The organism is Algibacter sp. AS12 (assembly GCF_046736315.1).
GTDB lineage: Bacteria > Bacteroidota > Bacteroidia > Flavobacteriales > Flavobacteriaceae > Algibacter_B > Algibacter_B amylolyticus.
The window spans coordinates 1,229,475-1,251,867 of sequence record NZ_CP151841.1 but is presented as its reverse complement, the minus strand read 5'-3'; the positions used below and the strand labels follow the sequence as shown (position 1 = coordinate 1,251,867).

20 protein-coding genes are annotated in these 22,393 nt (G+C 33.9%); 8 read left to right on the top strand and 12 right to left on the bottom strand.

Going from position 1 to position 22,393, the window contains the following annotated elements:
- The first annotated feature begins 3 nt into the window (after window positions 1-3).
- From AAFN75_RS05330 to AAFN75_RS05320, 3 genes are all read left to right on the top strand, one after another.
- Window positions 4-1,137: a hypothetical protein gene (locus tag AAFN75_RS05330; protein ID WP_411808576.1), complete on the top strand. Its 1,134-nt coding sequence runs from the start codon at window positions 4-6 to the stop codon at window positions 1,135-1,137.
- 78 nt (window positions 1,138-1,215) lie between these two features.
- A complete protein-coding gene (locus AAFN75_RS05325) occupies window positions 1,216-2,565 on the top strand; it encodes an endonuclease (RefSeq protein ID WP_411808575.1) in 1,350 nt (449 codons plus the stop codon).
- 159 nt (window positions 2,566-2,724) lie between these two features.
- The gene (locus AAFN75_RS05320) at window positions 2,725-3,165 is read left to right on the top strand and encodes a hypothetical protein (protein WP_411808574.1); all 441 of its coding nucleotides are present in this window, start codon (window positions 2,725-2,727) and stop codon (window positions 3,163-3,165) included.
- A gap of 60 nt (window positions 3,166-3,225) precedes the next feature.
- Here AAFN75_RS05320 and AAFN75_RS05315 read toward each other — a convergent pair whose 3' ends face one another.
- Window positions 3,226-4,290, bottom strand: a complete 1,065-nt coding sequence (locus tag AAFN75_RS05315) for an endonuclease/exonuclease/phosphatase family protein (RefSeq protein WP_411808573.1) — start codon at window positions 4,288-4,290, stop codon at window positions 3,226-3,228.
- Between the two features lie 129 nt (window positions 4,291-4,419).
- Here AAFN75_RS05315 and AAFN75_RS05310 point away from each other — a divergent pair, with 129 nt between their 5' ends.
- From AAFN75_RS05310 to AAFN75_RS05300, 3 genes are all read left to right on the top strand, one after another.
- On the top strand, window positions 4,420-7,221 hold the full coding sequence (locus tag AAFN75_RS05310) for a carboxypeptidase-like regulatory domain-containing protein (RefSeq protein ID WP_411808572.1): 2,802 nt from the start codon (window positions 4,420-4,422) through the stop codon (window positions 7,219-7,221).
- 182 nt (window positions 7,222-7,403) lie between these two features.
- Window positions 7,404-8,834 carry a DUF5689 domain-containing protein gene (locus AAFN75_RS05305; RefSeq protein ID WP_411808571.1) on the top strand — a complete coding sequence of 477 codons (1,431 nt, stop codon included), beginning with the start codon at window positions 7,404-7,406 and terminating at the stop codon, window positions 8,832-8,834.
- Window positions 8,835-8,873: 39 nt separating this feature from the next.
- Window positions 8,874-9,251 carry a hypothetical protein gene (locus AAFN75_RS05300; RefSeq protein WP_411808570.1) on the top strand — a complete coding sequence of 126 codons (378 nt, stop codon included), beginning with the start codon at window positions 8,874-8,876 and terminating at the stop codon, window positions 9,249-9,251.
- On the opposite strand, the gene AAFN75_RS05295 is transcribed toward AAFN75_RS05300, so the two are convergent.
- The gene (locus AAFN75_RS05295; RefSeq protein ID WP_411808569.1) at window positions 9,252-10,220 is read right to left on the bottom strand and encodes an endonuclease; all 969 of its coding nucleotides are present in this window, start codon (window positions 10,218-10,220) and stop codon (window positions 9,252-9,254) included.
- A gap of 108 nt (window positions 10,221-10,328) precedes the next feature.
- Between AAFN75_RS05295 and hflX the strand changes: the two genes are divergently transcribed.
- Complete coding sequence (hflX, locus tag AAFN75_RS05290) at window positions 10,329-11,546, top strand: GTPase HflX (protein WP_411808568.1); 1,218 nt, start codon at window positions 10,329-10,331, stop codon at window positions 11,544-11,546.
- 12 nt (window positions 11,547-11,558) lie between these two features.
- A complete protein-coding gene (locus AAFN75_RS05285) occupies window positions 11,559-13,814 on the top strand; it encodes a penicillin-binding protein 1A (protein ID WP_411808567.1) in 2,256 nt (751 codons plus the stop codon).
- Between the two features lie 64 nt (window positions 13,815-13,878).
- Here the strand turns inward: AAFN75_RS05285 and AAFN75_RS05280 are convergent, their stop codons facing one another.
- The 10 genes from AAFN75_RS05280 to sufB form a co-directional block, all read right to left on the bottom strand.
- Window positions 13,879-14,808, bottom strand: a complete 930-nt coding sequence (locus AAFN75_RS05280; protein WP_411808566.1) for a DUF3078 domain-containing protein — start codon at window positions 14,806-14,808, stop codon at window positions 13,879-13,881.
- A gap of 74 nt (window positions 14,809-14,882) precedes the next feature.
- Window positions 14,883-15,389, bottom strand: a complete 507-nt coding sequence (locus AAFN75_RS05275; protein WP_411808565.1) for a DUF2480 family protein — start codon at window positions 15,387-15,389, stop codon at window positions 14,883-14,885.
- Between the two features lie 51 nt (window positions 15,390-15,440).
- Window positions 15,441-15,764, bottom strand: coding sequence for a DUF59 domain-containing protein (locus AAFN75_RS05270; RefSeq protein ID WP_411808564.1), 324 nt, complete (start codon window positions 15,762-15,764; stop codon window positions 15,441-15,443).
- Window positions 15,765-15,842: 78 nt separating this feature from the next.
- Window positions 15,843-16,265 (bottom strand): SufE family protein, encoded by a 423-nt coding sequence (locus AAFN75_RS05265; protein ID WP_411808563.1) that lies wholly within the window; start codon window positions 16,263-16,265, stop codon window positions 15,843-15,845.
- A gap of 60 nt (window positions 16,266-16,325) precedes the next feature.
- Window positions 16,326-16,739, bottom strand: a complete 414-nt coding sequence (locus AAFN75_RS05260; protein ID WP_411808562.1) for an META domain-containing protein — start codon at window positions 16,737-16,739, stop codon at window positions 16,326-16,328.
- A gap of 57 nt (window positions 16,740-16,796) precedes the next feature.
- On the bottom strand, window positions 16,797-18,011 hold the full coding sequence (locus AAFN75_RS05255; RefSeq protein ID WP_411808561.1) for an aminotransferase class V-fold PLP-dependent enzyme: 1,215 nt from the start codon (window positions 18,009-18,011) through the stop codon (window positions 16,797-16,799).
- A gap of 163 nt (window positions 18,012-18,174) precedes the next feature.
- Complete coding sequence (sufD, locus tag AAFN75_RS05250) at window positions 18,175-19,488, bottom strand: Fe-S cluster assembly protein SufD (RefSeq protein ID WP_411808560.1); 1,314 nt, start codon at window positions 19,486-19,488, stop codon at window positions 18,175-18,177.
- A 122-nt stretch (window positions 19,489-19,610) separates the two neighbouring features.
- The gene (gene sufC / locus AAFN75_RS05245) at window positions 19,611-20,363 is read right to left on the bottom strand and encodes a Fe-S cluster assembly ATPase SufC (protein ID WP_144118161.1); all 753 of its coding nucleotides are present in this window, start codon (window positions 20,361-20,363) and stop codon (window positions 19,611-19,613) included.
- 86 nt (window positions 20,364-20,449) lie between these two features.
- The gene (locus AAFN75_RS05240; RefSeq protein ID WP_411808559.1) at window positions 20,450-20,869 is read right to left on the bottom strand and encodes a hypothetical protein; all 420 of its coding nucleotides are present in this window, start codon (window positions 20,867-20,869) and stop codon (window positions 20,450-20,452) included.
- Window positions 20,870-20,930: 61 nt separating this feature from the next.
- Window positions 20,931-22,379: a Fe-S cluster assembly protein SufB gene (gene sufB / locus AAFN75_RS05235; RefSeq protein ID WP_411808558.1), complete on the bottom strand. Its 1,449-nt coding sequence runs from the start codon at window positions 22,377-22,379 to the stop codon at window positions 20,931-20,933.
- Between the last annotated feature and the right edge of the window lie 14 nt (window positions 22,380-22,393).

The following is a 22,393-nucleotide window of genomic DNA, read 5'->3' as shown; positions in this document are numbered from 1 at the left end:
AAAATGAAAAAATTTATTTATTTATTAATGGCGGTTGGGTTCGTGTGTACATCGTGTAACCCTATGGAAGACATATATAGCGATATCGATGAAGCTCTTGAAAAAGAAGGTATTATTGCTAAATTCGACTATACTTTAGTTGAAGATGATTACAAAGAAACTTTAGCTTTAGATTATGCTAATTTTAATTCTGATGAAGATGCAAAAACATTAATCTCAGAATTTTTAAATGTAACATATCCTTATTTTGGTGTTACTTACAAAGCAGACGGAACAATTAACGATGCTTCTACGGCTAATATAACGTATGCACTTTATAATAGAATTGATACTTATAGTGCAGACATAAGAGAAGTTGAATACGCTGAATATGGGCCAATAACTGGCAATACTTATGGTAACTTTGATAGAGATAGTCACCTTCAAGATTATTTAAATCAAGAATATCCTGATGCAGAAGAAGATGATTTTGTGTCTTTAAGATACGATTATTATTCAGGATCTGTAAATACCTATACCGATGGATTTGTTTATGACGGATCTGTTTGGAACAAAATTGCTGGTTTTACTGAAGATGAGTACGAAGCTATGGGAGAAAGTTACCCAAATTTTTCAAGCGAGTCTGAAGCTGAAGAAAAAATACCTGCAGGATTAAGTACAGACGGTGCTGAGTTTGGAGATATTCTTCAGGCTATGTACGAGCTTTATTCAAGTGGTACAACTACAAGTTATACCATTAACTATACGTTTGATGGTACTGAATGGGTTGAGTATACTAATGTACAACCTAAGACGCTTCAGTTTGGTCATGATGGAACAAACTGGTTGCCAGATAATACAATTAGTTATTCATTAGTAACATCTGATTATGCTGATATTGTTTCAGCATTAGCAGCTACTTACCCTTCTGCTACCGATAGTATGGATAACTATGGTAACTTTGAAAGAAGATCTGGAAATGCAGCAGAATGGACTAATGACATGGTAGTTGAAGCAATAAATGTTGTTTTAGAAAATGTAGATCCTTCAGCAGAAGAAGGTCAAAAATATGTAGTTTCTTTTGATGTATATAATGGCTCTAACGGAACTGAAAACTTCTCAGTTATAAAAACTGGAGGTGTTTGGGTTCTACAATAGTAAGAGCTTTATTTAAATAATAAATTAAAACCTCTTATCGTTTAGATAAGAGGTTTTTGGTTAAAAATATTAATGATTATGAGAAAGTTAATTTCATTATTTGTTGTTCTAATTGCAGTGTACAATTGTAGTTCTAGTAGCGATGATTCACCAGAGCAAGAGCCAGAACCAAACGGAGTTTCTATAGCTGTAAATGATATTGCAAATACTACCGAGGATACAGCAGTAATTATTGAAAACCTATTGTCCAATGATACGGTTCTAGATAATGCAAGAATTACAAGTTTTGATGCTACTAGTGCAAATGGAGGTACTATTGAAGATAATAGAAATAATACCTACACGTATACACCAAAAATTGGGTTTTTAGGTGATGATACGTTTACTTATACGATTTGCGATAATGATGCAACACCAGATTGTTCAACAGCTACAGTTACCATTACCATAACAGATGAAGGAAACCCAACTGCTGAAAACGATGCTCTAAATGTGATACAAAATAGTACAAAGGTTATTACTACCCTTTTAGATAACGATGCCGCTATTGATGATGCCGTTTTAACCTCGGTTGATAATGCCGATACGCAAGGTACTGTGGTTTTAAACTCAGATGGTACAGTTAGCTATACGCCAATGAGTAATTTTACAGGAGCAGACACGTTTACATATACCATTTGTGATGATGATGCTCCAAACCCATCTTGCTCTACGGCTACAGTAACGCTTACGGTAATTGCACCAATAAGCTTTAATATACCAGTTGATTTGGTAGACTATTATAGTGATGTTCTTTTTTCTGAAGATTCAGATTTAATGTTTGAAGAATTAGATAATAACACGAAAATAAATCACACAACTATTTTATCATACACGCAAAGACACACGTATTTGTACAATGCTGATGCCGATTTAACAAATTCAGATAATGTTATTTTAATGTATTCTGGAGAAAGTAGATACTGGGAAGAATATACGTCTGGAAATAACTCTTATTCGCCACAAACGTTTAATACAGAGCATATATTTCCGCAATCACGATTAAGTTCTGATGATGCCGTTACTGATTTACACCATTTAAGATCTGCCGATGCTGCGGTTAATAGTCTTAGGCTTAATTATCCATTTGCAGATGGTAGCGGAACTTACCAATTAATAGGTGAAACATGGTATCCTGGTGATGAATGGAAAGGCGACGTTGCTAGAATGGTATTATATTTAAACGTTCGCTATGGTGAAGATTTTAATAAAGTAGGAAGCTTAGATTTATTCTTAAAATGGAACATAGAAGATCCAGTTTCAGATTTTGAAGAACAACGCAACAACGTAATATACGCCGCACAAGGCAATAGAAACCCTTTTATTGATAACCCTTACTTAGCCACTTTAACGTGGGGCGGTACGGCAGCAGAAAATAAATGGGAATAAAATAAATTAAAACCGCTTTTAATCGAAGCGGTTTTTTTTATGGTAATTATTTTAATTCCTCATAATTATATTCATCACCTAAAAATTGGCAATCGAGATAAAATTTAGAATTAAATTTTATCATTACATTTGCACTTCAGAAAAAAAACAGAAATAATCATGTACGACGTTGTAAAATCACTCCACTCTTATTGGGCCTATTTAGTGCTTGTTATATTAACAATAGCAGCTATTAACGCTATAATCAAATTCTTAGGCGATAAGGAATATGAAGCAAACGATTTTAGAAAATCATTGTTTACTTTAATTGTATCTCACATTCAACTATTAATTGGTTTGGTGCTGTATTTTGTATCACCAAGGTTGCAATTATTTAGTGAATCTGGCATGGGAGAAATCATGAAAGATTCTGTTAATAGGCTATATTTAGTAGAGCATCCTTTAATAAATATTATTGCGGTTGCATTAATTACTATAGGTTATTCAAAGCATAAAAAGAAGTTAACATCTAAGGCTAAATCAAAAATGATAGCTATTTTTTATACCATTGCATTGTTATTGTTTTTATCAAGAATTCCTTGGAGCGCCTGGATTGGATAAAACTTAGATATATTTTATAATTCTAGACCTGTCATGTTTAAAAACGTGGCAGGTTTTTTTTTATTCATTCTCTTTTGCAGAGACTTCCTTAATCAAGTAGATATAAACAGGAAAATGGTCGCTAAATCCATTGCTAAAACCTCCATCAGACCAACTTCTAAAAGGATATCCTTTATACGTTCCTGTTTTATGTATAAGAAAACGTTTATTAAAGATTCCAGCTTTATAAAACCTGAAAGAACTATAGTCTTTTTCCGTTAGTGGTTTTGTAATCATAATTTGGTCAAATAAACTCCAAGAATCTCGATATGCTGTTGTGCCAAGTCCATTTTTAAAGAAATTGATATAGGGGTTATAAACACCTTTTAATCCTACTTTACGTTTTTCGTTTTTAGCCTTTAAAATAGATTTCACACTCGCGTTATTCGGGTTGTCGTTTAAATCGCCCATAATAATCACCTTAGCATACGGATTAATAACTTGAAGCGAATCTATAATGCGTTTATTCAATTTAGCGGCAGCAACTCGTTTTGGTCTGCTTTTAGCTTCGCCACCCCGTCTAGAAGGCCAATGGTTTACGATAATATGAATGAGTTCGCCTTCTAATTTACCGCTTACCAATAACTGATCTCTTGTGTAAATTCTCTTTTGATCTTGTTCATCATAAATTTTCAAAGTATGCGAACTTGTATGTGTTGGAGTAAATATCTCTTTTTGGTAGAGCAGAGCTACGTCAATCCCTCTTATATCTGGTGAATCATAATGTACAATACCATAATTTTTTTTGAGTAACAGTGAGTCGTTAAGTAAATCTTCCAAAACAGTTTTGTTTTCCACTTCGCAAACACCTAAAATAGCAGGAGTATTTTGAGTAATGTCTAGACCTATTTCAGAAATTACGCGCGACATATTTCTTATTTTTTTTAAATATGCTTCTCCACGATTCACTTTTAATTCCATCATGGGGCTATACTCATCGAATTTACTGGTGTCATTTATGGTATCAAATAAATTCTCAAGATTGTAAAACGCTACGGTATGTATTTTAAAGGCTTTGTCTTGCCCGTAATGGTACAATGAAGAAGCTAGTATTATTGTGATAATGCAATTTTTTAAGAATTTCATTCCGCTAGTGTTGTTTTTTACAGCAAATAATTTACAAAAATTATGTCAAAGTTTGTGTTTTGTAATAAATATCGTAAATTTTATGTCTTAAAAAAGTATGCTGTAGAGCTATTGCATTGTAAATTATTTATGAATAAAATTTCCCTCATTTTTTTATTCGGAATTTTCACCCAGTTTTTCCATGCCCAAAACACTATAGTTAGGGGTAGTGTATTGGATGCTTTATCCTATGAGCCTATTGAAGGTGTAAACGTTGCCATTGAAACTACAAGCTTATTTCTACTAACCGATGTTTTAGGGATGTTCGAGTTTAAAGAAAACGTTCCGTTAGGAGAGCAGATTCTACGAATTTCTAAAACAGGATTTATTACAAAACGCTATCCTATTGTTGTAAATGAAGGCCAAACGGTTAACATTACAGATATGATTTTAGAACGCGACGCATCACAAACAGCAGATTTGTTTACCATAACATTATCGGACGATGAATTGAATGATGATGTTAGTGGCGCCGATAATATTTCAGGGCTGTTAGCATCGTCATTAGATATTTTTCAAAGAACTGCAGCTTTCGAGTTTAGTTCGTCTTTTTTTCGTGTACGGGGTTTAGATTCTAAAAACGGATCTATTCTAATTAACGGTATCGAAATGAATAAAACCTATAATGGTAGGCCGCAGTGGAGTAATTGGGGTGGGTTAAACGATGTATTACGAAATCAAGAATTAACTTGGGGTTTAACACCTTCAAATTATAATTTTGGTGGTGTTTTAGGTACTACTAATATAAATGTGAGAGCTTCAAAAGCTAGAGCGGGGAGTCGGTTAACCTATTCCTCATCAAACAGAAGTTATACAAATCGATTAATGGCAACTCATGCTTCGGGATTATTAAAAAATAATTGGGCATATACAGTTTCTATTGGCAGACGTTGGGGAAATGAAGGTTATCAAGATGCAACAAGCTATAGTTCAAATTCTTTTTTTACTTCTGTGGAAAAGAAAATAAATGATAGCCATAGTCTTAATTTAACTGCTATTTATACACCTAACCGCAGAGGTAAGTCTTCCCCAAATACGCAAGAAGTTTTCGATTTAAAAGATATTAAATATAACGAATATTGGGGTTGGCAAAATGACGAAAAACGAAATTCTAGAATAAAAGAAGTTAATGAACCCATAATTATGTTAAATCATTATTGGGATTTAAATAGTAAAACATCCTTAAATACCAACGTAGCGTATCAGTTTGGGAAAATAGGAAATAGTCGATTAGACTATAACGGTACCGATTTAACAGATGATTTTCCGCAAGGTGGAGGTGCAAACCCGAGTCCAACCTATTACCAAAAGTTACCAAGTTATGCCGAGCGTAATTTTCCAGATAATTTAGGTATTGCTTATGGCGCTTTAATAGCATTTCAAAATGATGGTCAAATAGATTGGGGTACTATGTATAAGGCTAATATTGCAAATTCTCAAAATGGCGGAAATGCTATTTATGCCCTGTATGAAGACCGTGTTGATGATACTCAGATAACTGTAAACAGTATTTTAACCAACCAAATAAATGATAATGTAATACTAAATGCAGGTATACATTATAAGGCTTTAAAATCTGAAAATTTTGCTGAAGTTATTGATTTGTTAGGGGCCTCAACGTATTTGGATGTCGATGGTTTTGCAACGCAAATTGACGAGGCACAAAACGATTTGTTAAATCCAAATAGAATTGTTGGTGTAGGCGATAAGTTTAAGTATTATTATAACCTTTTTTCGCATGAGTTGGGGGTTTATGCGCAATCTCAATTTAGTTATAATAAAGTAGATTTTTATATTTCGGGTAGTGTAAAAAACACCGAATACGAAAGAGAGGGTATTTATCAAAACGGAGGTTTTCCTGATAGTTCACTAGGTATTGGTCATGTGCTTGTTTTTACAGGTTTTGGTATAAAAGGAGGTGTTACCTATAAGTTAACCGGTAAACATGTTTTCGATTTTAATACGGGTTATATTTCTAGAGCACCAACCGTTCAAAATACCTATTCTAATTCTAGAGAAAACCATAATACAGTTCCTAATAGTGGTAATGAAACCGTAACATCTATGGATGGGAGTTATATATTCCGTTCGCCAATTGTAAAAGCTAAATTAACGGGTTATTACACTAAAATTACTGATGCTAGCGAGATTTCTTTCTTTTTTGCCGATGGTATAGGTGGTGATAATACAGCTTTTGTTCAAGAAATTTTACAAGGTATTGATAAGATACATTTAGGTGGAGAACTGGGAATAGAAGCTCAAGTAACACCAACTATTAAGCTAAAAGGAGCTGCGGCTGTTGGCCAATTTACTTATGCTAATAACCCTAATTTGTTTTTATCTACAGAACCTGATACCGAAGCGGAAGCCGCTGGTTTTATAAACGGATTTAAAGATTTTGGAAAATCAAACTTAAAAAATTATAGGTTGGCTTCAGGGCCACAAACAGCACTTTCGGTAGGATTTGAATATCGCGATCCGGAGTATTGGTGGTTTGGTGCAACGGTCAATTTTTTTAAAGATACTTATGTAGATGTGAGCCCATTAACCAGGTCTTCAAATTTTAATACCGATTTTGATGGTAATGTATTTAATGATTATGATGAAGATTTAGCGAGAGCACTTTTAAAACAAGAACGTTTTGATGATTATATGTCGGTGAATTTGGTAGGCGGAAAATCATGGAAAATTGGTAAGTATTACATTGGTTTTTTTGGAAGTATTAATAATTTATTAGATGAAGTTTATAAAACAGGTGGTTTTGAGCAAGGAAGAAATGCTAATTATCGCGAATTGCGAGATGATAAACTTTTAGATACTCCAGTTTTTGGTGCAAAATATTGGTATGGCAGAGGCGCAACCTATTTTTTGAATTTGAATGTTAGATTTTAATTTAAACCTAAATGTAGAAGTTAGTTGTGCTGCGCGTTAGGTATTGAACGGTTTGTTTGAAATCCTTTTTGTTTTTTCGCAAAAGGATTGAGTAGTGAAAGCTTGACTTTTTGCAATCCTGCAAGGTTTTCTGAACCTTGTAGGTATGAGTAAAAAGTAACGCCCAAATAAAATAAAGAGTTATGAATAAATTTTTAATAGTTTTTAGCGTTTTAGTGATCCTTTTTATGTCTTGTGTGAAAGATGAAGATTATAGCACGCCAGATATTTCGATTACAGAACCTAGTATTCCGCAAGAGCACATTACCACTTTTAAGGCTATAAAATCGCTTTATGAGCAGGCTGTGAATAACGGAAATTCGACTGTGGTTATTGAAGATGAAACTGATTTGTATATTGAAGGTTATGTGGTGTCTTCTGATAAATCTGGCAATTTTTTTGAGGAGTTGATTATACAAAATAAGATCGACGGAAGTACTAGCGACGCAGATCCTAGGCTTGGTTTTAAGGTTGATATTAATTTGAGTAGCTTATCTGACACCTATCAATTTGGACAAAAAGTATACGTGAAAATGACCGGATTAACCATTGGCGAAACTAGCGGTGTTGTTACTATTGGTAAAGGAAATGCGGTGCAAGTGGAGCAAATTCAAGCTGCCGAATATAAAGATATTGTAATAAGAAGTAATGAAATAGCAGATATACTACCTAAAATTTCTGGATTAGCAGATTTAACTGAATCCGATGAAAATACGTTAATACAATTGGATAATGTGCAGCTGAATAGATTTGAACTTGGCGCTACATTTGCTAGTGAGTCGTTCGATGAGTTTGATGGTTTACGCTTATTAGAAAGTTGCGACTCTGGAATACAAATGATTATGCAAACCAGTACGTTTTCCGATTTTAAAAGCTTACTCGTGCCACAAGGAAAGGGCAGTGTAACAGGTGTTTTTAGTCGCGATTTTAGAGACGATTTCAATGTGTTGGTTATTAACACTTCAGCTGATGTTAATTTTGAAAGTAATGAACGTTGCGACCCAATGGAATTAACATGTGGTTTAGCTGAAACAATTGGTACAGGTAATTTGTTATACGAAGATTTTGAAGACCAAAGGAATAATAGACCCATTGAAATTGAAGGTTGGACTAATTTTATGGAAGCCGGAACGCAGGCTTGGGAGGGTTACTCGTCTACATCATCAAATGCATCGTTGGGGAGGTCTGCTCGGTTTCAATCGGCTAGTTCTGGTGATATTAGTAATATAGGTTGGTTAATAACGCCTGCTATAAATCTAGATGCCCAAGATGGTGAAACCTTACGTTTTAAAACCTCTAATAGTTTGGCCGATAGCAGTTATATGGAAGTATTGTATTCTTTGGATTGGGATGGGGTTGAGGCCAATATAACTAGCGCTAGTTGGGGTGTGTTATCGGCAGCTTATGTTGTTAAAGATTCCGATTCCTTTTCTGCCTGGTTTAACTCTGGTAATGTCGATTTATCTTGTATAACCGGAACCATACATGTTGCTTTTAAATACACGGGGAGTGGACAAGATAGTTTTGATGGTATTTACGAATTAGACGAGATTAGTGTAGATTATGTTGAATAGTGAAACATAAGTTCTACCTTTGGCGCAATAAATAATTTCATGACCACATTCGACGCCCTATTTTTTCATTTCTTTCAGCATTATAAAATCAAAAGAAATAAGAAAGCTAATAGTATTGCTACGTTTTACGTAACGATTTTACAATGCAGTTTACTACTACTTTTAGGTGTGTTTTTTGCTGGCTTTTTTAGGCAAATGCATGTTACTACTATGTCGGCACCAAAAGCATGGGCTTTATTTATATTGGTCTCCGTTTTTCTTTATTTTAAAAATTGGATGCAATATGGCGGAAGAAAACGAAAAGTTTTAAACGCTAAAATGCTAAAAAAGAAAAAGTTGTCTTATAATATTTGGATGCTGTGGTTGTTGCCGCTTGCTATATTAGGACTCACTTTTGTGCTATTTCAAGCTATCTAATTATTTCTTTAAAATAATATATACAGGGAAATGATCGCTGTAACCACCTGTGTATTTTGGACCAGCATAAGTTCTGTATGGCGAACCTTTATATGGCCCTTTAAAAAGCTTTAAGAAAGCTTCATCAAAAATATTGGCTTTAAAAAATTCGAATTCGTTATTAGAGCTTTTAAAAAAATTGATTGACACTAATATTTGATCGAAAACAAACCACTGTCTCCTGTGTTTCACCGTACCACGAGTGAAAGAGCGCAAGGTTTCCATAGGGTTATACAAACCGTAATCGTCTACTAAACGCTTAAGACTAAGGTTTTGTGGCGTGTCGTTAAAATCACCTAATACCAAAATTTTAGCATCTTCATTTTTATTTTTTAAAGTTTCAATAATGTCGCTCACTTTTTTGGATGAAGCTAAACGTTTATAATCTGTTTCTTTTTGACCCTCACGTCTAGACGACCAATGATTTACAATTACATGCACGTTTTCGTTATCTAAAATGCCAGAAACTAATAATACATCGCGCGTGTAATCAGTAGAGCCATCTGGTTCTGTTAAAACGATGACAAAAGCTTCAGAATGGGTTACTTTAAATGTTTTTGTGTCGTATAATAAGGCTACATCTATACCACGTTCATCTTTCGATTCAAAATGAATGTAGTTGTAATTACAGTTTTTTAAATGTTTAGAGGTAATTAAATCTTTTAGCACGCTAGCATTTTCTACCTCGGCTAACCCAACTAAAGCAGGGTGTTTTCCTGTTTCACGTCTTCCAATATTAGAGATGGCATAACCTATTTTTCGTAATTTATTATGGTAACGTTTCTGTGTCCATTTTTTAATAGATCCCGGTAAAAAATCACTGTCATGTTTATGCTTGTTATTTTTTAAATCAAATAAGTTTTCTACATTATAAAACGCCACAGCTTGCATATCTTGGCGTACAGGTATATCTTCAAAAGGTTCTATCATAATTCAAAAATATGCTAAAATAATTAAACCCATGGTAATCATTTTTAACATTGAAAATGGAATTAAAATATTAAATATAAAATCAAGGCAATTGTGTAACTTTGTAATATGATAGAAGAGAAAGATATTTCTTTAGAACGCGCCGTGTTAATAGGCGTTATTACTAAAGACCAAAATGAAGAAAAGTCTAGAGAATATTTAGACGAGTTAGAGTTTTTAACCTATACCGCAGGCGGATATGCAATAAAGCGTTTTACGCAAAAAATGGATATGCCTAATCCAAAAACCTTTATTGGTACAGGTAAAATGGAAGATGTTCGCCAATTTATTGAGGATAACGATATAAGTACCGCTATTTTTGATGATGAGTTATCGTCGGCACAAGAACGAAATATTAGTAAAATATTAAACGTAAAGGTGTTAGATAGAACCAATTTAATACTTGATATTTTTGCACAACGAGCACAAACAAGTTATGCGCGTACGCAAGTAGAATTAGCGCAATGTGAATATTTATTACCTCGATTAAGAGGGATGTGGACACACCTTGAACGCCAAAAAGGGGGAATTGGAATGCGCGGACCTGGTGAAACCGAAATTGAAACAGATAGGCGTATTGTTCGCGATAAAATAGCCTTGCTTAAAGCACGTATTAAAACCATCGATAAGCAAATGGCTATTCAACGTGGTAACCGTGGTAAAATGGTGCGCGTTGCTCTTGTAGGGTATACCAATGTAGGGAAATCTACACTTATGAATGTTATAAGTAAAAGTGACGTTTTTGCCGAAAATAAATTGTTTGCAACTTTAGATACCACGGTACGTAAAGTTGTTATTCAAAATCTACCATTTTTATTAAGTGATACCGTAGGGTTTATTAGAAAGCTTCCAACGCAATTGGTCGATAGTTTTAAAAGTACTTTAGATGAGGTTCGTGAAGCCGATTTATTATTGCACGTTGTAGATATTTCTCATCCTAATTTTGAGGAGCATATTGCATCTGTAGAGAAAATTCTAGGCGAAATTAAAAGTGGTGATAAGCCAACCATTATGGTATTTAATAAAATAGATGCTTATACAGCAGAGCCCTTAGAGGAAGACGATCTAGAAACCGAACGTACCGCAAAGCACTATTCTTTAGAGGAGTGGAAAAGCACATGGATGAGCAAAGTTGGTAATAATGCTTTATTTATTTCGGCCTTAAATAAAAAGAATTTAGAAGACTTTAAAAAACGTGTTTACGACGAGGTTCGCGATATTCATGTTACCCGTTTTCCATATAATGAGTTTTTATATCCAGATTACAATTACGAAGGCATGGAGTAGATAAAACTATGTATGGCATTATTTAAAAAGTTATTTAAAAATAAATGGGTGAAATGGGCCTTTATTGGTTTTGCGTCTGTTTTATTATTTTTTGTAGGACTCTATATTTGTATTTATTTAGGCGCTTTTGGTAAAATGCCAACATCGGCTGAATTAAGTTTTATTAAGCAAGAAGAAGCTACGCAAGTTTTAGATCAAGAAGGGAAGCTTATTGGTAAATATTATGTTTATGATAGGCAACCTCTACAATTTGATGATTTACCTAAACACCTTATTGATGCCTTAGTTGCTACTGAGGATGTTCGGTTTTTTGAACATGATGGTATTGATAATGTAAGCTTAATTCGGGTTTTTGTAAAAAGTATTTTGCTTCAAGATAAATCTGCAGGAGGTGGAAGCACCATAACTTTGCAGTTAGCTAAGAATCTTTACGGAAGAAATAATTACAAACTTTTTAGTATGGTAATTAATAAGTTTCGCGAGTCTATTATTGCTAAACGTATTGAAACCATATATTCTAAACATGAGATTCTTACCATGTATTTTAATACGGTGCCTTTCTCGGATAATACTTATGGCATTGAGAGTGCAGCGCGAAAATTTTTTAATAAACCGGCTTTTGAACTTACAATAGATGAAGCAGCCACTCTTGTTGGTTCCTTAAAAGCTAATAACTATTACAATCCAAGATTACATCCTGAGAGAAGCGTGGATAGGCGTAATGTAGTACTCAACCAAATGGTGAAATATGGTAATATGCCTCAAGATTCTGCTAAGTTTTACGCAGATAAACCATTGGGTTTAGATTATAAATCGTTTAATCACGATGTGGGTATAGCGCCTTATTTTAGAGCTCAGGTTAAAAAGGAATTGGCCGTAATTTTAGATAGTATTAAAAAGCCGAATGGCGAAGCTTACGATTTGTATCGCGACGGACTTATAGTGCATACCACCTTGGATATTGGTATGCAAAAAATGGCAGAAGAAGCCATGAAGGAACATCTTACAGCGCTGCAACAAAGTTTTGAACGTTCTTATGGTAGTGCTGCACCATGGCAGAAGAATAAGAAATTAATAGAAGCTACTTTAAAAAAACTTCCACAGTATAAACTATATCAGGAAGCAGGATTAACGGACGCTCAAATTAAAGATTCATTATCCATTAAACGAGATGCCGAATTGTTTGAATGGGAAGGCGATACCATTAAAAAGGCAAGCGTTATTGATAGTTTACAACATTATTTAAAGTTTTTAAATACAGGTATGTTAAGTATTGCTCCTAAAACAGGAGCTATTAAAGCTTATATTGGAGGCATTGATTATCGTTATTTTAAATACGATCATGTATCACAAAGTGAAAGGCAAGTAGGTTCTACATTTAAGCCTTTTGTTTATACAGCTGCTATTGAGAATGGCATGAAACCATGTACGTATTTTTCTTTAGCTGAAGTTACTTATAGTAATTTTAATAATTGGACACCATCAAACTCGGGTGGCGAAATTGAAGATCCACATCTTAATTACAACCTAGAAATGGCTTTGAGTAACTCGGTTAATACCATTGCTGTTAAAGTTTTAAATGAGGTTGGAATCCCGAAAGTATTAGAGCAAGCAAAACGTATAGGCATTAATAAAGAGCTGCCTAATTTACCTTCAATTGCGCTTGGTGTAGCAGAAATTAATTTAAAAGAACTTACAGGTGCTTATGCCAGTTATGTAAACGATAGTAAACCGGTTATGCCTTATGCTATTACTAAAGTTACCGATAGAAACGGTAAGGTATTGGCAGCATTTAAACCGGAAGTATCGGAACCTGCTTTTAAAGATTACACACGTCAGGTTATGTTAGAAATCATGCAGTCTACAGTTAATAAGGGGACAGCATCTAGATTAAGATCAACCTATGGTTTAAATAATGATATTGCCGGTAAAACAGGAACTACACAAGATAATAAAGATGGTTGGTTTGTTGGTATTACGCCAAAATTAGTAACTGTAACTTGGGTTGGAAACGATAATCAAGCGATTGGTTTTAGAACAACAAGATTAGGACAAGGGGCAAATTCTGCCCTACCAATTTTTGCAAAGTTTTACTCTAAATTAAATAAAGATTCCGAGTATAACGACATAACAAAAAGTCGTTTTGAAAGACCTAGCAATCAAGTCGCTTCGGATCTGGATTGTAATGAAGAAAAACGAGATGGTTTTTTAAAGCGAATTTTTAGTGGTAAACAGAAAAAACGAAAGTTTAAGGGCGATAAAAAATAAGTTAAAACAAAAAACGCACATCTCATGATGTGCGTTTTTTGTTTCTTCGGTAAAAGAGAAGTCCTTAGAACTTGTAGCTTAAACCAAAAGTATAGTAAGATTGTAAGTCGTTATCAACACTATCAAAAGTTTCACCAGTGTTACCTAGAGTTTCAATAGAGTAGTTTAAAGCTTCTTGTTTGTTGCTTCTTAATCCAAAATCAAAACCAACACCAATCATTTTCCATAAAGTATAGCTAAATGAGTTAGTCCAAGTCCAGTTTGAGTAATCTCCAGACTTATAGCTTTGGAAAGCAGATAAGTTTGTTTTAAAGTTAATAGCTCCTAATTGTCTTGTATAATCAGCAACAATTTTTGCGCCTAAAGAAGATTCGAAAACTGAGTCACCATCAGCAAATACAAAGTTGTAGTTTAATGGGTGTACAACTACTATTAAGTTTTGTACTGGAGTCCAAGTGGCACCAACACCAACATCTAAATAACCAGGGTCATTAAAGTTGTCTAAAATTGTTGTTCTGTATTCTGCTAAACCAGAGATAGCTAATGTTTTAGTAATATTTCTACCGTATAAAGATGAGATATTAAAAACATCAGTAGAAGGCTCAAAACTATCGTCTGCGTCAGTTCCGTTGTCTTTATTGTCTAATTTCACCCAGTTTAAATTTGTAGTTAAACTATTTCTCCAGAAAAACTTGTCTTCAATTAAGTTAGCAAAACCGTTTACAGTAAAGCCAATGTTACCAGAAGCATTATTAGGAGTTCCTTGCGAATACCAGTTGTTAAAGTTAGATAGGTTACCACCAATAGTACCAAAAGCACCTTTTCTCCATCCTGGTAGAGCGTCAATTTTAGCTTGTAATGCGTTTGCTTCTCCTTGAGCAGCATCTGCTATAGCTTGTTTTTCGGATTTCTGAGCTTGTAGCTCTTCTTTTGTTTGTGCGTTTATAGATAAAACGCTAACAGATAATAATAAAGTGAAAAATAATTTTTTCATAATTTTAATTTTTGTTAAAAATTTTTGCAAATATACATTTTAGACTCAATTAAAATTGTTTTGTCACAAAAAAATTACAAATTTTTAAAAAGAGGAACGGAAGAACACGCTTCGCCATACATGATGGACTTAGCTACGGTTTGTAACTTGTTGGCAAGCATGATGTAAGCGTTTTGAGGTACGGGTTTATTTGAACAACCTTTTATAATTATAGGTTTGTCCTTATAGTCTGAAACATCGATGTTATTTATGATGTCTTGGTAAATAGAAGTTTCTAAATTATCCAAAGTTCCAACTATTGTTTTTTTAGCATAAGGCTCTAGCTGAATGCTTAAAAACATATAAGCCCAACCCGGAATTATAGCATCTGAACTACACGTTAATGCCACATAAGCATCTTTATATTGAGACCAATCGAAGGCTTTAACTTGTGCTCTAAAATCTTTTTCTCGAAGCACAAACCCTTCAAATAGCCAATCTTTAATATCAAATAGTACACGGTTGCCTTTAGGATAGTAATCCTCAAGGTCTAAAGTGACTAGTTTGCTATTCGCTACGCGATTTATAATTTCGTCTTCCAAAAATGTAATTTGTTAAGGTGTTTTTTGTTTAGTTGTAGGCTTTCGGTCGAATTAAAGCATGCCTAACTCTAACTTCGCTTCTTCGCTCATTAATTCTTGTGTCCAAGGTGGATCGAAAGTAATTTCTACTTCGGCACCTTTTACTTCGTTAAGCGATTTTACTTTTTCCTCTACTTCTAAAGGCAGTGTTTCTGCAACAGGACAGTTAGGTGTTGTTAAGGTCATTAATATTTTAACATCGTAATCCTCGTTTACGAATACATCGTAAATTAATCCTAGTTCGTAAATATCAACAGGGATTTCTGGATCGTAAATCGTTTTTAAAACATTTACTATTTTTTCGCCTAATTTGGCAGTATCTATGGCTTCGCTCATTGTTCTAAATTTTTTTTTATTTCCGCGAAAGCGAAAATGGTATTAATATTCCTGCCTTAGCAGAAACGATAAAACACATTATTTAAGCTGTGTTTGGTATGCTATAGCATACATTTTTAGTTGTTTCACCATACTTACTAATCCGTTAGCTCGTGTTGGTGATAGATGTTCTTTTAAACCAATTTTATCAATAAAATCGGTATTAGCATCAATAATATCTTGTGGGTTCTGATTTGAAAATGTACGTATTAAAATAGCTATAATGCCTTTAGTAATTATAGCGTCACTATCGGCAGTGAATTCTATTTTATCGTCGTTCAATTCTGCATGAACCCAAACTTTACTTTGGCAACCTTTTATAATGTTGCTTTCCGTTTTATATTGGTCGTTAATTAAGGGTAAATCTTTCCCTAAATCAATCATATATTGGTAACGCTCTTCCCAATCTTCAAACATTGCGAATTCGTCTATTATTTCGTTTTGAATGTCTTCAATACTCATAGGTTACTTTTTATACAAAAATACAATAAGTAAATTTGCTATTCAATAATTAGACGTATGTTAATTTTTAACTGCTTGAATAATAGTATTGCTATCTACGTTTAAATGTAGCATATTATCCTTTATAGTGTAAGCGTTAATTCTATCTAATGATTGTAGCATAGCCGTTTCTAAAGCATTTGCGGCGGGTTCGCACATTTTTCGTGTAGATCCCATTTGGCTAAAATTTAAGGCGTTTCCTTCTATTTTATAAGTACCGAAAAATTGGTTACAGCCAGAATGTCCTGATACTTTTTTTGTAGCATCATCAAAACTAATAGTTAGTTCTTTTGATATATTATTATGCTCTGGAAGTACTGTAATAGTATAGATTCCTGATGGTGTTTCTGAGGCGCTTGAATTTGGGTCGTTAGTGCCGTTTTTACAAGAGTTTAGAGCTAAACAGCTTAGTAGTAAAATAGTAACGTATTTCATGTTGAATTTAATTTGAATGTTATTTTGAAATGTATTACAAAAAATAAGCCAAAGCTGTTAGGATAGCATCATTTTTGCTTTTTTGACACCTTCAACCAAAACATCTATTTCGGCCTTAGTGTTGTAAAATGCAAAAGATGCTCTAACAGTACCTGGTATTTTATAAAAATCCATGATGGGTTGGGCGCAATGGTGCCCCGTTCTAACTGCAATGCCTAGTTTATCTAAAATAGTACCAACATCGTACGGATGAATACCTTCTAGATTAAACGAAATAACTGAGGTTTTTTGTTTTATAGTGCCGTAAATTTTTAAACCTTCTATTTCTAAAAGTTTTTTTGTGGCGTATTCTAAAAGCTCGTTTTCATAATTAGCAATGGCCTTAAAACCTATGCTGTTCATATAATCTAACGCTGCTCCAAAGGCTATGCCTCCACAGATATTAGGTGTTCCGGCTTCGAATTTATGCGGTAATGCGGCGTATGTTGTTTTTTCGAATGTTACTTCTGCTATCATTTCGCCTCCACCTTGATAAGGCGGTAATTTGTTTAGCCATTCTTCTTTGCCGTAAAGCATACCAACACCTGTTGGTCCGCAAGTTTTATGTGCCGATGTTACATAAAAATCGACATTTAAAGCTTGCACATCTGGTTTTATATGTGGTGCAGATTGTGCACCATCAATTAAAACAGCAGCACCAACTTGGTGTGCTTTTTCGATGATATACTCTATAGGATTTATGGTGCCTAATGCATTTGAAATGTGATTTACAAATACAAGTTTAGTGTTTTTGGATAGTAATGCATCGAATTCTGAAATGACTAGTTCGCCTTCGTCATTCATAGGAATGACTTTTAAACTAGCGCCTGTACGTTCACAAAGCATTTGCCATGGTACAATGTTGCTATGATGCTCTAAGGCAGAAACAATGATTTCATCTCCTTTTTTTAATAGCGACGAAAACCCATTGGCTACCAAGTTAATACTATGGGTTGTGCCCGATGTAAAAATGATTTCGTGCGCAAACTTAGCATTAAAATGTGCTTGTATTTTATGGCGTGCTTGTTCGTATAAATCGGTTGCTTCTTGACTTAAGGTATGTACACCACGATGTATATTTGCATTATAGTTTGAGTAATAATCTACAATAACATCGATAACTTGTTGTGGTGTTTGCGATGTGGCTGCATTATCAAAATACACCAAAGGTTTACCGTTTACTTTTCTAGAAAGTATCGGGAAGTCTTTTCGTATGTCTTCTACATTAAACATGGTGGGTGATTTAGCCCCGATTGAGGCATTTGTTAGAGCTTCTCGCATATAGCCTTCGACTGCGCTCTGGATAAACTTTTGCCGAATCCGAGTTTAGCTTCAAAATAAATATATTATAATTAGCATTTTAAGATTCCCTCTTTCGAGGGAATGACAAAATATGCTATAAATCGAAACCAATATTTACGCCTAATTTGTTGGCGATAATTTTGGTAATACGTTGCTTTAATTCTGGTATTTTAACTGAACTGAGTACGTTATTGCTAAAAGCAAACATTAAAAGAGCTTTGGCTTCTTTTTCTGGAATACCTCTAGATTGCATGTAAAACATAGCGCTTTCGTCTAATTGCCCGATGGTACAACCGTGAGAACACTTAACATCGTCGGCAAAAATTTCTAATTGCGGTTTGGTGTTTATAGATGCCTTATCGCTTATTAAAATATTGTTGTTGGCTTGAAATGCATTGGTTTTTTGCGCTTCTTTGTTTACAAGTACTTTACCGTTAAAGACACCTGTAGATCTGTCGTCGAAAATACCTTTGTAATCTTGGTGACTTTCGCAATTTGGCTCTATATGGTGAACTAAAGTGTTATGGTCTACATGTTGTTTGTTACCAATTATGGTAATACCTTTTAGGGTAGAATCGATACGCTCGCCTTCTTGATAGAAGTTTAAATTGTTACGTATTAATTTACCACCAAAAGAAAAGGTATGTACAGATGCAAAACTTTCTCTACTTTGTTTTACGAAAGTATGATCTATTAATGTTGCGTTTTCGTTGTCGTTTTGGATTTTGTAAAAATCGACAATGGCACGTTTATTAGCAAAAATTTCGGTAACGCTATTGGTTAATACTGGGTTTTCTGTTAAACTTTGGTGACGCTCTAAAATTTGCACATGCGAGTTCTCGCCAACTACAACTAAATTACGTGGTTGTAACATGGTTGCAGACTCGTTTCCTGTTGAAAAATGTAGAATTTGAATTGGTTTTTCTACTATTTTATTTTTAGGAATATGAATATATGCACCTTCGCAAGAAAAGGCTGTATTTAACGATGTTAAACTGTCTTTTTCGGCCGCTTTATTAAAATAGTTTTTAATAACCAATTGGTATTTTGGTTTACTTAATGCCGCAGACATTAAACATACATCGATACCATCGTGTGTAGTTTGCGACAAATGCGAAGCATATTTGCCGTCTATAAAAACAATTTTGTAAGTATCTATATCATGGATAAAGTACTTTTTAATATCCTTAAATTCTAAGGCGTTTTCTTGTTTAGGGAAAACACTGTAGTCTTCTTTTAATATACTATTTAAAGAGGTGTATTTCCAAGCTTCTTCTTTTTTAGAAGGGAAACCTTGGTCTTCAAATATTTTTATAGCATCAGTTCTAACATCATGCACATAGCTGTCTATATCAACTTTGTTTTCTAATGCTAAAAATGACGATACTAATTTTTCTTTTAAATCCATTGTTTTCAGTTTTCAGTCTCAGTCTCTGTTTTCAGTAAATAAAAACTTTGATTTTGACTGTTTACTTTCTTTTAAAATTTTTAGTAATCAGTTTTAAGTAAACCACTGAATACTGCAACTATTTACGCGTTTACTTCTTCTTTAATCCAATCGTAACCTTTTTCTTCTAATTCGTGCGCTAGTTCTTTACCACCAGATTTTACTATACGACCATTATAAAGTACGTGTACAAAATCTGGAACGATATAGTCTAATAAACGTTGGTAGTGTGTAATTACTACAACAGCGTTGTCTTTACTTTTTAATTTATTTACACCATTAGCTACAATACGAAGGGCATCGATATCTAATCCAGAATCTGTTTCGTCAAGGATTGCTAATTTAGGCTCTAACATAGCCATTTGGAAAATCTCATTACGTTTCTTTTCACCTCCAGAAAAACCTTCGTTTAATGAACGTGATAAGAACTTTCTATCTATTTCTAGTAATTCAGATTTTTCACGAATCATTTTAAGCATGTCTTTTGCAGGCATATCCTCAAGACCTTTTGCTTTACGTGTTTCGTTTATAGCTGTTTTCATGAAGTTAGTAACAGAAACTCCAGGAATTTCTATTGGATATTGAAACGATAAAAACACACCTTTGTGAGCGCGTTCTTCGGCTGCTAATTCTTCGATATCTTCACCTTCAAAAAGAATATTACCATCGGTAACTTCGTATTCTTCCTTGCCAGCAATAACAGAGGCTAATGTACTTTTACCAGAACCGTTAGGTCCCATTATTGCGTGTACTTCACCTGCTTTAACTTCAAGATTAATACCTTTTAAGATGCTTTTATCTTCAATGCTTGCGTGTAAATTATTTATTTTTAACATACTTTATATTTAAAATTCCAAATTCAAAATCCCAAGTGATTACTTCTGCTATGGGTTTAGAGTTTGTAGTTTATTTTTTGTTCTAGTTAGTTTTCTAATTTTATAACTTTATTATCTTCTTTAGGTGTTGGTTTTACGTTTAGGATTTCCATAACTTCAACTTTGTTTTCCCAAAGAATTTTTTCGTCTTTTTGGTTTGTTATTTTCCCGCGAATTTGAATTAAAACCATATCTGTTGGTTCGCTTTTATACTGTTGTGCTTGTTTATCTAATTCTTCGAGCTTATCTGTAATTAGTACACCATAAATATCGGAATGTGTTTGCAAAACTGCAGCGCCATCGTAATACACAAATTCACCTTTTAAAAGCGTGAGTCCGTCATTTTGTTTTGCTGTTTTTTCTTCTGTTGAAGAATTACTAGTGTTTTGGTTTTCAGATTTCGAATCGTTTTTACAGCCTGTTAATCCTGTAATAGATACTAATAAAATTAATAATACTCTTTTCATATGTATTAATGTTTTCAGTTAAATTGATGAAATTCCTACCTACGCAGAAATGTCAAAAATTTTATCCAACACTTCCTTCTAAACTAATTTCTAATAATTTTTGAGCCTCAACCGCAAACTCCATTGGTAATTTATTTAGTACCTCTTTACTAAAGCCGTTTACAATTAATGCAATGGCTTTTTCGGTATCGATACCACGTTGGTTACAGTAAAAAATTTGGTCTTCACCAATTTTACTAGTTGTTGCTTCGTGTTCTATTTTGGCTGTTTTATTTTTAGCCTCAATGTATGGGAACGTGTGTGCACCACATTTGTTACCCATTAATAAACTATCGCATTGCGAAAAGTTACGTGCATTATCGGCTCTAGAATTTATTTGAACTAAACCTCGGTAACTGTTTTGAGATTTTCCGGCTGAAATTCCTTTTGATATTATAGTAGACTTAGTGTTTTTTCCTAAGTGAATCATTTTTGTTCCAGTATCGGCTTGTTGGTAGTTGTTTGTTACTGCTATTGAGTAAAATTCACCTACCGAATTATCACCTTTTAAAATACAAGAAGGGTATTTCCAGGTTACCGCAGATCCTGTTTCAACTTGTGTCCATGAGATTTTAGCATTTTTCTCGCATAAACCTCTTTTGGTTACAAAATTGTAAACACCACCTTTACCTTCAGAATTTCCTGGGTACCAGTTTTGAACAGTCGAATATTTAATTTCGGCATCATCCAAAGCAATTAGCTCTACAACAGCTGCGTGTAATTGATTTTCATCACGACTTGGTGCTGTACAACCTTCTAGGTAACTTACATAACTACCTTCATCGGCAACTAAAAGCGTTCTTTCAAACTGACCTGTTCCTGCTTGATTAATACGGAAGTATGTTGATAATTCCATTGGGCAACGTACACCTTTAGGAATATAACAGAAAGACCCATCACTAAATACAGCAGAATTTAAAGCCGCATAAAAGTTATCTTTTGTTGGAACAATAGTTCCTAAATATTTTCTCACCAATTCTGGATGCTTTTTAATAGCTTCAGAAATACTCATGAAAATTATTCCTTTTTCTCCTAATGTTTTCTTGAATGTAGTTGCAACAGAAACAGAATCTACAACAATATCCATAGCGACATTGTTCATCTTTTTTTGTTCATCAACAGAAATCCCTAATTTTTTATACATAGCAAGTAAATCTGGATCTACATCGTCTAATGTTTTATTTGGGTCTACGGCTGTTGGTGCAGAATAATAAGCTATTGCTTGAAAATCTGGTTTTTCATAATTAACATTGGCCCATTCAGGTTCAGTCATTTCTTTCCAAACTTTAAAAGCATCTAATCTCCAATCGGTCATCCATTGCGGCTCTTCCTTTTTCTTAGAAATAGCACGTACAATATCTTCATTTAAGCCAATAGGAAATGTTTCAGATTCTATATCCGTATAAAACCCGTATTCATATTCTTTGGTTTTTAATTCTTCGCGTAAGTCATCCTCGGTATACTTCGACATATTACTTTCTTATT